The sequence below is a fragment of the Acinetobacter sp. 251-1 genome, from assembly GCF_030329305.1.
Classification (GTDB): domain Bacteria; phylum Pseudomonadota; class Gammaproteobacteria; order Pseudomonadales; family Moraxellaceae; genus Acinetobacter; species Acinetobacter piscicola_A.
Genome location: NZ_JACANS010000034.1, coordinates 1 through 11518, shown reverse-complemented (window position 1 = coordinate 11518; position 11518 = coordinate 1). Strand labels below are relative to the sequence as shown.

General features: G+C 38.5%; 10 protein-coding genes and 1 pseudogene. 7 read left to right on the top strand and 4 right to left on the bottom strand.

What is annotated here, in order from left to right; all coding sequences use genetic code 11:
• The 4 genes and pseudogenes from HX129_RS17185 to HX129_RS17170 all read left to right on the top strand — a co-directional run.
• Positions 1-89, top strand: a pseudogene (locus tag HX129_RS17185) (RNA-guided endonuclease TnpB family protein); the annotation flags it as partial.
• A gap of 95 nt (positions 90-184) precedes the next feature.
• Entirely contained in the window at positions 185-1459 is a 1275-nt protein-coding gene (locus HX129_RS17180; RefSeq protein WP_286435277.1) for a replication-associated recombination protein A, read from the top strand.
• A gap of 139 nt (positions 1460-1598) precedes the next feature.
• Positions 1599-3947, top strand: a complete 2349-nt coding sequence (locus HX129_RS17175; RefSeq protein WP_286435275.1) for a glycerophosphodiester phosphodiesterase — start codon at positions 1599-1601, stop codon at positions 3945-3947.
• A 16-nt stretch (positions 3948-3963) separates the two neighbouring features.
• Positions 3964-4797 carry a metallophosphoesterase family protein gene (locus HX129_RS17170; RefSeq protein ID WP_180047702.1) on the top strand — a complete coding sequence of 278 codons (834 nt, stop codon included), beginning with the start codon at positions 3964-3966 and terminating at the stop codon, positions 4795-4797.
• A gap of 41 nt (positions 4798-4838) precedes the next feature.
• Here HX129_RS17170 and HX129_RS17165 read toward each other — a convergent pair whose 3' ends face one another.
• Genes HX129_RS17165 through ubiG form a run of 3 tightly spaced genes read right to left on the bottom strand, consistent with a single transcriptional unit; the run spans position 4839 to position 7026 of the window.
• Positions 4839-5585 (bottom strand): YciK family oxidoreductase, encoded by a 747-nt coding sequence (locus tag HX129_RS17165; RefSeq protein WP_180047700.1) that lies wholly within the window; start codon positions 5583-5585, stop codon positions 4839-4841.
• Positions 5586-5629: 44 nt separating this feature from the next.
• Entirely contained in the window at positions 5630-6313 is a 684-nt protein-coding gene (locus HX129_RS17160; RefSeq protein WP_130075464.1) for an HAD family hydrolase, read from the bottom strand.
• A complete protein-coding gene (ubiG, locus tag HX129_RS17155) occupies positions 6310-7026 on the bottom strand; it encodes a bifunctional 2-polyprenyl-6-hydroxyphenol methylase/3-demethylubiquinol 3-O-methyltransferase UbiG (RefSeq protein WP_111860237.1) in 717 nt (238 codons plus the stop codon). Before ubiG ends, HX129_RS17160 begins: the two co-directional genes overlap by 4 nt.
• 183 nt (positions 7027-7209) lie before the next feature.
• Between ubiG and HX129_RS17150 the strand changes: the two genes are divergently transcribed.
• Positions 7210-7818 carry a thiol:disulfide interchange protein DsbA/DsbL gene (locus tag HX129_RS17150; protein ID WP_286436370.1) on the top strand — a complete coding sequence of 203 codons (609 nt, stop codon included), beginning with the start codon at positions 7210-7212 and terminating at the stop codon, positions 7816-7818.
• 69 nt (positions 7819-7887) lie between these two features.
• Here the strand turns inward: HX129_RS17150 and HX129_RS17145 are convergent, their stop codons facing one another.
• On the bottom strand, positions 7888-8544 hold the full coding sequence (locus HX129_RS17145) for a TetR family transcriptional regulator (protein WP_111860235.1): 657 nt from the start codon (positions 8542-8544) through the stop codon (positions 7888-7890).
• A gap of 173 nt (positions 8545-8717) precedes the next feature.
• Between HX129_RS17145 and HX129_RS17140 the strand changes: the two genes are divergently transcribed.
• Both HX129_RS17140 and HX129_RS17135 read left to right on the top strand, forming a co-directional pair.
• Complete coding sequence (locus HX129_RS17140) at positions 8718-9755, top strand: flavin reductase family protein (protein WP_227554756.1); 1038 nt, start codon at positions 8718-8720, stop codon at positions 9753-9755.
• Positions 9756-9890: 135 nt separating this feature from the next.
• A complete protein-coding gene (locus tag HX129_RS17135) occupies positions 9891-11030 on the top strand; it encodes a fatty acid desaturase family protein (protein WP_111860234.1) in 1140 nt (379 codons plus the stop codon).
• The last annotated feature ends 488 nt before the right edge of the window (positions 11031-11518 follow it).

Genomic DNA, 11518 nt, shown 5'->3' with positions numbered 1-11518 from the left:
GTAGCTCATGGGATCGGGATATAAATGCCGCACTGAATATTCTTGCGCTCGGACATGAGCGTCTCGCAGGAGGAATCTCCGTCCTTTAGGTCGGGGAGGATGTCAAGGCATCGCATGGGAATTTTATCGACAATTGCCTAAACCATAGTAGACTATGAACAGCTCTTATTTTGCAAAAACAACTATGTCAGACACCCATATTCCTTTACCTGAACGCCTTCGTCCTCGTGATTTGTCTGAAATTATTGGGCAAGATCATTTACTTGGAGAACAAGCCCCTTTACGTCAAATGATTGATCAAGGACATTTGCCATCCATTATTTTTTGGGGACCACCTGGTGTAGGGAAAACTACGATTGCATTGTTGTTGGCGCAAGCGGTTGATCGACCTTTTGTGAGTTTATCTGCGCTCAATACAGGGGTAAAAGAGTTGCGTGAGGTGATTGCTGAAAGTGGTGATTTGCTTACGCCTGTGGTTTTTATTGATGAAATTCATCGTTTTAACAAGTCACAACAAGATGCATTACTCAATGCTGTAGAAAAAGGCAAAATCACTTTAATAGGGGCAACCACAGAAAATCCATCTTTTGAAGTCAATAGTGCGTTGCTGTCACGTTGTCAGGTTTATAGCTTAAATGCATTAAGTAATGAGGCGATTCAAAGCTTGATTGAAAATGCGATTCAGCAGGATCAATTTTTAAAAGATCGTCATATTCAAATTGAAGAATTTGATGCACTGATACAGTTTGCTGCAGGTGATGCCCGTAAAGCCCTCAATTTAATTGATTTAGTGGCAAGTACATTTGAGCCAGACCAAGAGAATATCGTCACGAATGCTGTGGTCGTGAAAGTGGCACAGCAAAATATTGCCCGTTATGACAAATCAGGTGAGCAACATTATGATTTGGTTTCGGCTTTTATTAAGTCGATTCGAGGCAGTGATCCTGATGCCACTTTGTATTGGATGGCGCGGATGCTCAAAGGTGGTGAAGATCCCGTTTTTATTGCGCGTCGTATGCTGATTGCTGCATCGGAAGATATTGGTAATTCTAACCCCAATGCATTGTTACTTGCAGGAGAGTGTTTCCGTTCAGTACAAGCGGTGGGGATGCCTGAATGCCGTATTATTTTAGGACAATGTGCGGTTTATTTGGCAACTAGTGCCAAGAGTAACAGTACTTATTTAGCAATCAATAAAGCACTAGAACTCGCTGAAAAAACCTCAAATCTGCCTGTGCCTTTACATTTAAGAAATGCACCGACGAAGTTGATGAAAGAACAAGGCTATGGTGTAGATTATCTCTATCCACATAACTATCCTGAACATTTTGTGTTGCAGGACTACATGCCACCTGAACTTAAAGGCACAAAATTATATGAATCTGCACGTAATAAACGCGAAGTAGAAGGGGAGCGTTTACAGCAACGCCGTTGGCATCAAGAACAGCAACAACAGTAATTTTAATGGTGATTGGTATTTAAGATACTGTGTTTTGTTATAGATGGGTTTAAAATAATCACTTCATTTATAATAAGGAATGAAAGACCAAAATATCAGCCTAAAACAATGCGTATTTTGGTCGGTATCATTTTGATCTATGCGTGTGTATATTTTTCCTGCCCTATTCGTTTTGAGTATTTTTTCACAGCAAAGTATGGCACAAGCTGTGCTTGTTCAACAGCAAGAAGCGGCACAAAAAAGTCCTGAACAATTAGAAAAAATACGTTATGAAATTGATTTTTCTAAGATAAAACAATTACCCAAAGGTTGGAAAATTCCCGGAAATAATGCAGGTAGCATTTATATAAAAGATGGCTTTTTATGGGTTGATGGGCGTAAACAAAGCTTTGAGCCGACTTCTATTTTATTGCCTTCTGAGTTAGCAAACTTAAGTCATTATCGTTTAGATGTTGAGTTTTCTTTGCAAGATGTGAATAATCCGAGTCGTTGGGGCGCACTGATTTATGATATCGCACTTGGACAAGGTGTGATTCCACAAGCTTATACTCAGTTTACGCTACGGCAAAATGCACGTGCACAAAACGGCACTGAGCTGGGCGGAAAATTGGCAAATGGTCAGTGGCATGTGCGAGCAAAAACAGCTTTTTCTGAAGATATTCAAGCCAATACAATCTATAAAGCAACGTTATGGGTTTCAGGGCAGCAAGTGAAACATTATTTAAATGATGTTTTACTACAACATGCTGAAATCAAAAGAAAAGATTTGGGAGAGATCGGATTTTCTGCGGCAGGCTTACAAATGAAAATAAAATCTGTGAAATTAACAACACCACAGATTGCCACAACCACACCGATTCAAAATGTAGCCACTGTACCAAATCATCAAGGATTTGCTGCGACAACCATTATTCCAAAAGTGACCACCCATGCTGAGCAGCAAAAAATACAGACAGGTCAGCTTTATCTTAAGTTAAATCAACAACTCAATCTGTTGAATGCCTCAGGTCAAGTACAGGCGTCATTTGCTCAATATTGGTTAGACCCGCAACGTAAAAGCTTAGCAATTTTAGAAGTTTCAGATGTTGCGACTTTGAATGCACTGAAACAATGGTCAGCTTCACGTGATATTTCTGATCTAATGATCGTATCGTCATCCTCTGATCTTTTAAAAACAGCACATGATTTACTCCCTACGGTGCGAACGGTTTTAGATTTTAGTCAGAACAAAAAGTTAGGTCATGCTTTTAGTGATTTAAATCAAATTGTGCAACAAAGTAATCAAGCGCATGCAAAAGTTGTAATTTTGCCTGAACACTTGGCAGTTAAAAAGTCTGTGCAATATATCCAACAACGTTTAATGAATGTTTGGGTCATGAGCTCTGCCAAGAATGAGGTAGAAGCAGCTTCTGTCATGATTTCAGGTGCCAATGGTGTCATCAGTTCCAATTATTTATTATTGAATCAAGTGCTCAAGAAACTTCCTGCACAAACTTTGTTACATCAACCGTTGATTATTGGACATCGGGGTGTACCGAGTCTAGAGGATGAAAATACGCTAGAAAGTGCTGTACGTGCAGTAAATCTAGGGGCAGATCTTGTTGAAAATGATATTTATCTCAGTAAAGATCATCAGATTATTGTTATGCATGATGCAACGGTTGACCGGACGACCTATGCAACAGGCAAAATCGAAGACATGACTCTTGCTCAGATTCAGCAACTCCGTACCAAAACAAAAAATCGTCATGTTCCAACACTCGCTGAATATTTTAAGGCATTTAAAAATAATAAGAACGTGGTTTTAATGATTGAAATTAAAAGTAATAATCCTTTGATTATTCCTGCATTAAAACAAGAAATTGCACGTTACAAAGTTGCAGATCAAGTGGTGATTACTTCTTTTAATCGAGAACAGTTACAGCGTGCGCATCGGGAAATTGCAGATGTCTCAATAGGTGTGTTGGCGGGTGCATTTGCAAGTCAGCAAAGCACAGCAGATCATGTGAAAACTGTTTTAAATAGTGTACAAAATTATACAGCCTCGTATCATCCTGCTTATCAAAAAGAATTATTGGCAGTGGTGCAAGATACTCAACAACGTGGAGTGACTTATTGGCCTTGGAATCTTAATGATGCAGCATTTAAACAGTTTTATATTGCAGGTTTGAATGGGGTTACCACCAATTTTATACAGCAATATTCACATTATATTGTTGATATTCGAGCGCCTCAAACAGTGAAAGTGGCACGTGGACAAACATTGAGTTTAGATGTCCAATTGCAGCAGCAAGATAAAAAAATAGTGAATGCAAAAGTGCAAAACTTTGTGGTTTTGGCGGGCTCACCGACACATCATTTGGAAAATACCAGCCTAAAATTCACTCAAAAAGGTGTGGACTATGTATTGGCAAGCTATAAAGTACAATTAGATGCACAAAATTTCTATCACTTGGTTTCAAGACCGATCAAAGTGGTGGTTGAATAAAAAACAGTAGGTATAAATGAAAATAGGTACAGTATTAAAAATTCTAAAGATTAATGAGCATCCTATTGAATATATAGATTATTTAACCATACCGCATGGTGATTTGATAGCGCAAAAATTTCAACTACCTATTTATATTGGTGAAATCGAAGGGTTAGCAGAGAATATTGATTCAATTGTAGTGAGTTCAGATTTACAAGGAGTCTGTCAGTTTGATCAAACCTCGAGCATATTACTTGGTGAAGTTTTAGCTGAAAGTTTGCCAATAATTTATGAGATGTATTTGACAGGATTTAGCATTAAAAAATCGTGGGCTTTTTTGTGTGGTGATTTGTACGCTAATTTAGAAAAAAGAGGCAGTAGCGGTAATCCAATCCAAGTGTGGCAGACATTTGCACAATATTTTGAGCAAGTAATTGGCATAGCTGGCAATCATGATGACTTTGGCATAAATTTAAACCAACTCAAGAAGATTGAGAATGTACACTTTTTAGAAAATGATGTTGTAAAAATGAATGGATTAAACATTGCAGGACTTAGTGGCATCATTGGACGAACAGATAAAAACTTTAGACAAGAAGCACATGTTTATTTAAATAGCTTGGAAAAATTCTTAAAACAGCAACCCGATATCGTATTAACGCATTTGTCACCGCATCTTGAAGAATATGCTTTTTTAGGTGAACCACAGTTGACGAAAATCCTTGAAAGATATGCGGATAATCTATTGTTTTGTGGGCATTCACATTGGAATACTTCGCAGACTGTGACATTAAAAAATAATACACAGATTTTAAATGCAGATAGTAAAGTCTTTATTTTGTTGAATAAAAAATACCCTCTAATTTAAAACAGGAGGGTATTGGTATTGAACAATAGCGCTGTTAATGGTTAGTCCTGAGCATCAATACTTTCACCATTCATGTGTAAGCTGTCTTCACCCATTAAATATAAATAGGCAGGTATAATATTTTCAGGCGTAGGCAAAGTTTTTGGGTCTTCTGCTGGGTAAGCTTTAGCACGCATTGCAGTACGTGTACCGCCTGGATTAATACAGTTAAAACGAATATTTGGATAAGTTCGTTCTTTTGCAAAAATTTGGCTTACCGCTTCAATTGCAATTTTAGATACCGAATAAGCACCCCATTCAGCACGTGCCTCACGTCCTACACCTGAACTGGCAAAAACCACAGAAGCGTGTTCAGACTTTTGTAAAAGTGGCATTAATTCTTGTGTAAGGACAAAAGGTGCACGTAAATTTACCGCCATGACATCGTCCCACACTTCTTCAGGATAATGTGCTAATTCAACACGTTCACCTAAAATCCCTGCGTTATGTAAAATGCCATCTAAACGACCAAACTGTTGTTCTAAGGTTTGTACCAAAAGCTCATAGTCTCGTGGTGAGGCTGTCGATAATTGAAGCGGTAAAATAGCAGGTTGCGGTGCACCTAAAGATTCAATTTCATCATAAATGACTTCAAGTTTATTGAGTGTACGACCATGTAAAACCACGGTAGCACCGTGTAGTGCATAGCTGAGTGCTGCTGCACGTCCAATACCATCTCCTGCACCTGTAATTAGGATGATTTTATCCTTCAGTAAGTCAGGACGAGGTTGATATTCAGAATATTTCATGGGAGACCTCCTTTAATTGTTATGATGTCATTATACTTTGCTGTTTAAGTGCTCTTTTCGATCTGAACCAAGCGATTAACCACCTGATGAAGCGTTGTCACATCATTGACGATACAGTCAGCATGCCATGCATTTAAGTCATCTTTATATTGTAAAGGTAAATAGCCATAGGCTGCTAAAATGGTATACATCTTGGCATTGCGACCAGCATCAATATCGCGTGGATGATCACCTACATAAATAATCTGTTTTTCATCAATCTTCAAGTGCTTTGCTGCTAAATACATCGGCTCTGGATCAGGTTTAGTATTTTGAACATCCTCAGGGCAGACCAAAACGGCGCAGCGTTCTGTTAAATTGAGTGCTTTAAGTAATGCTTCACTGAGCCAGCGTGGTTTATTGGTCACAATGCCCCATGGAATATGATGCTTTTCTAAATCTTCTAGAAGGGGATACATGCCTGCAAAAAGATCGGTATCAACAGCAATGTCTGCACCATAAATGTCTAAAAAGCGTTGGCGATGGGCTAAAAATACAGGATCATCCACTTCTAGTTCGGGATAAACCAATTTCACCATCGCACGTGCCCCCTCAGACACTTGTGTGCGGATCAATGCGGCATCGACAACCGCACAGCCTTTTTCACGGCACATATTTTGAATAATGCGAATGAAATCAGCAGCGGTATCAATCAAAGTACCATCGAGGTCAAAGAGTACTGCTTTCATTGTGCAGACTCATTGATTGTATATACCATATAGTTGACATCAACATTTGGTGCTAACCAATAATGCTTGGTCAATGGGTTGTAATGTAAACCTGTCATGTCTTTGAGTTTTAATCCTGCACTACGGATGTCATGTGCAAGCTCAGAAGGTTTAATGAATTTGTGGTAATCATGTGTGCCACGTTTGAGTAAACGTAAGACGTATTCAGCACCCACAATGGCAAATAAATAAGATTTTGGATTACGGTTAATGGTCGAAAAAAACACATGACCATTTGGTTTTACCAGTTTTTGACACGCTTGAATGATCGATGCAGGATCAGGTACATGCTCAAGCATTTCCATACAGGTCACGATGTCATATTGACCTGCTTGTTCTTCAGCAAGTTGCTCTACAGGCACTTGACGATATTCAATATTGTGTACATTTTCTTGTTCTGCATGCAGACGCGCGACATTGAGCGGCGCTGCACCCATATCGATACCAAGTACATCGGCACCACGGCGTGCCATGCTTTCAGCCAAGATCCCCCCGCCACAACCGACATCAAGAATTTTTTTACCTGTTAGACCACCCGCATGTTCATCAATCCAGTTTAAACGGAGTGGATTAATTTGGTGTAATGGGCGGAACTCTGAGTGCTGATCCCACCATAAGGCTGCAAGTGCTTCGAATTTTGCAATTTCTTGTGGATCAACATTGAGTTGCGACATGGGAGCCACCTCTGGGTCATTTGTTTTAATCAAAAATTAAGTTTAACTATGCTAGTGTACCCATAATTCTGAAAAAAGCGATGAATCGTGTAAAAAACTTCACAGAAGGAAAACGATTTTCCCATATTTGTTTTATAGTTAGTACATAAGCTAGACAAGATGATATTAGAGGACAAAAACTGAATGAAAAAATTACTTTTGGGTAGCACAACTGCAATGCTCATGGCATTTTCTGCAAATACTATGGCAGCAAATTTTGTTGCAGGAAAAGACTACACTGTGGTGCAAAACCTAGGTAAAGTTGAGGTTCCTGGCAAAATTGAAGTACGTGAATTCTTTTGGTATGGTTGCCCACACTGCTTTAAATTAGAGCCACATATGCAAGCTTGGCTCAAAAAAATTCCAAAAGATGTGAACTTTATCCGTACCCCTGCATCAATGAATCCACTTTGGGAACAAGGTGCACGTGCATATTTTGTTTCTGAGGCTTTGGGTGTACGCAAACGTACGCATTTACCTTTATTCCATGCCAATGGTACAGGTCAGCAAATTTTACAAAAAGATCAATTTGCAAAATTCTTTGTAAAATATGGCATTCCTGAGGCGAAATTTAACAGTACATATAACTCATTTGCGATCACTGCAAAAATTGCGCAAGCCAATAAATTGGCGCAACAATATCAGCTCAGTGGTGTACCTGCGGTGGTTGTAAATGGTAAATACGTGGTGCAAGGTGAAGATGGTAAAGTCACTCAAGTAGTTGATTACTTAATCAATAAAGAACGTAAATAAGCATCTGATGGTGTGATGAATTAAAAACCCGCAAATTGCGGGTTTTTTTGTTTCTTCAATATTGTGGCATTAATCTAAAGGATCCATTTTGGGTGTTTCCCAATTTAAAATGCCTCTAAAAATAAAACGGATTTGGGTCACAGATTGTTTTTTATATATTATTTTTTGCAATTCTAATTCTTGCCCAGAATACTGGCGGCTTAAACTGAGCCATGACATTGCCCAAGTAAAAGCAGAGTTAATCAATAAACTGGTCAACACATATAAATCATTTTCATTTTGAAAATGTTCAAAAATTTGTAATTTTTTTAGATCATTACTGAGATCATCATTTAAATAACGAATTTCTCGATCAATGGCACGGCGCACCGTTTCTGAACCGCCCCAACGTTCTGCAATCATAAAAATCCATTGCTGTGGATTTTGTTCAACGGCTTTAAAAAATGAATCCATGGTGGTCTGGGTTTTGGCTTCAGGCAAGGCGAGACCATGTCCGAGTTGATGCAAGACATTTTTTAAATATAAGGAAACTTGATCGACCAACTCTTTACCGAGTTCTTCCATATCTTGGAAATGTCGGTAAAAGGCAGTAGGCACTAAACCCACTTCACGCGCAACTTCTCGCAAACTGATACTTGAAAATGAACGACCTGATGTGCTGAGTGTGAGTGCAGCATCAAGTAAAGCCTGACGACTTTGCTGTTTACGTTCATCCCGTATTGACATTGTGTGACCTTAAATTTTGTGATGGCAAGAGTTTAACAAATAAACCTACAAATTAAACGACGAATGTCAGTGCACAGGTGTTGACTGAATTTAAAAATAAGTATAGTTTACGAATGTTCACTAAAAGAACGCATGTTCACTCAATAAATAGCCAGCATAAAGAGGAACGCAACATGAGTAAATCTGTAACCATACAAACGATGTCATATCAACCTGAATGGATCCGTGAGGATTTTGTTGATTTTGTCGCAGCCAAGATCAATCCCTTATGGGCATGGAAAAAAGTCAAAGCATCTGTGGTCAAAATACGCAGTTTAAGCACAGATTTTTTCCAAATTGAATTACGTCCTAACCGTAATTTTAAGAATCAACATTTAAAAGCAGGGCAAAGTGTTTTAGTCACTGTGTTGATTGAAGGGGTACGGCAGCAACGGCATTATTCCATTGTGAAAACATTGGCGAATGGTGACCTTGTTTTGGCGGTGAAGCGTCAGGGTAAAGTGTCTAAAGCTTTGAGCGAGTTAACATTTGGGAGCATCATAGAGCTTTCACAACCACAAGGAGAATTTATTCTTGATCAAAACAGCATGCCGCTTTTGTTGGTTGCATCGGGAAGTGGGATCAGTGCGATTTATGCATTGCTCAATGCCGCTTTAAAACAGTCACAGCGCAAAATTACTGTGTTGTATTTTAGTCGAGATGAAGCTTTTCATGCTGACTTACAGCAACTTGCCGTGCAGCATTCACAGTTGAATTACTTATATTTCAATACATTAAAAACTCAGCAGCGTTTAACTTTAGCCTTGCTAAATGAACATGTGACAGACTTTCAGCAACGTCAAACGTATGCCTGTGGTGCAAATGCAATGATGCAAAGTATTCAGCAAATATATCGTGAGTTGAATATTCAGCATCAGCTTAAACAAGAATATTTTCAGGTAGTTGCAGATGAGAGCCTGAATCAGCAACCTGTAACTTTTTTACGCTCACAGCAGGAATTTGTTGCCAAAACTAACTTGCTTGAAAGTGCTGAGCAAGCAGGTTTAAAACCGACACATGGTTGCCGTATGGGCATGTGTAATACCTGTACATGTACCAAAGTCAGTGGTTCAACCAAAAATATGCTGACAGGTGAAATTGATCATACTGCCAATACACAAATCAAACTATGTATTAGCCAAGCAGTGAGTCCTGTGGTGATCAATCTTTAAGTCAGAGTTAATTTTAAAAGCTATTTTCCAAATTTTTATTTAAACACGATCTTTGTCTCATCCATTAAGACAGGGGACGTTGTGGCCAAAATTCAGCACAGGCTTCTAAAAAATGAAGCGCTGAGGAGTAAAACAATGAATATATCAGTGAATTTTTTAAACAGTAAATCAAAGCATTTAAATGCTGAACACACAGCAGCATTTGGTCGCCGTGTCGATGAAATCCGTCGCGAGGTGATGGACAGCTTAGGAGAGTCGGATACCCAATATATTTATAAAATCCGTAATTTTGTCCGTTATAGCGAGATTGCATCACGTGGCATGTTGATGTTTGGCGGCTGGATTCCCCCTGTATGGGTGGTGGGTACAGGTTTGTTGGGTATTTCCAAAATCGTGGAAAATATGGAACTCGGTCATAACGTGATGCATGGACAATTCGACTGGTTAAATGATCCAAGTTTGAATGGTGCCAATTATGATTGGGATACCATTGCTTCAGGTGATGATTGGAAATATACCCATAATTATGTGCATCACACTTATACCAATATTGTCGGCAAAGATCATGATGTGGGTTATGGTTTGCTACGTGTGAGTGAATCGCAAAAGTGGGAACCTCGTTTTTTATTGAATATTCCTTTAGCAATTCAGCTCATGGTGTTTTTTGAATGGTATGTGGGTGTGCAAAATCTACATTTAGAAGATGCATTGGTTTATAAAACCAAGACTTGGAAACAAGTTTGGGCAGATGCGACCAAATTCCGTAAAAAAGCCCGCCGTCAAATTTTAAAAGATTATGTATTTTTCCCTGTCATTGCAGGTCCAAATGCTTTGCCTGTTTTTGCAGGGAATGCGGTTGCCAATGTGATTCGTAGTTTGTGGTCTTCGGCAGTGATTTTTAATGGTCATTTCACTGAAGATGCTGAAACTTTTGAGCCTGACAATACTGAAAATGAAACGCGTGCTGAGTGGTATCTGCGTCAGATTCGTGGTTCGAGTAACTTCACAGGAACAGATTGGTTGCATATTCTGAGTGGTAATTTGAGCCATCAGATTGAGCATCATTTATTTCCTGATATGCCAGCCAACCGTTATGCGGAAGTTGCGCCAAAGATTAAAGCCTTATGTGCTGAATATGGTATTAACTACAATGAAGCGAATTGCTTTCAGCAGTTTTGGAGTGTTTGGGTTCGTTTAGCGAAGTGTTCTTTGCCAAATAATATGACGGCTAAAATTACGCACTCTTGTGCAAAAGTGAAGGGGATTTTTGCTTAGTTTGTCTTAAAAGTTTTAAGTTACAAATAAGCGCACTGGGTAAAAAATAGTAAAAAGCCCAATTTATGAGAATTGGACTTTTTGCTACACATTAAAACTATGATTTTACATAGAAAAAATTACGTATAACGTGCTTTATGTTAATTTTAGGAAGACATAATTTTTTTATTTCATTCATTTTCATTTTTGCAGTATCGAATCTCATTTCAGCATATATCAGCACTCTCTTAGCTAAAGTCGTTGTAAAATAGAAGTTCCAATATGTCGCTCGTAGACACTCGCTAAAAAGTGAATTTGGATTCCCAAAATCATTAATTAGAGAAATAGTGAAAATAAAATTGCATTCAGGCTTTGTATTAGTTGTTAAACCATTCATAATTAATTAATTTCAGTTGAAGGTTTTTTATGTTTCTTAGATTAGCATTTGAAGTGCAACACCATGTTGTTGCCATAATACCTGACTCGGACTTTTAAAGCCGAGTCTTTTT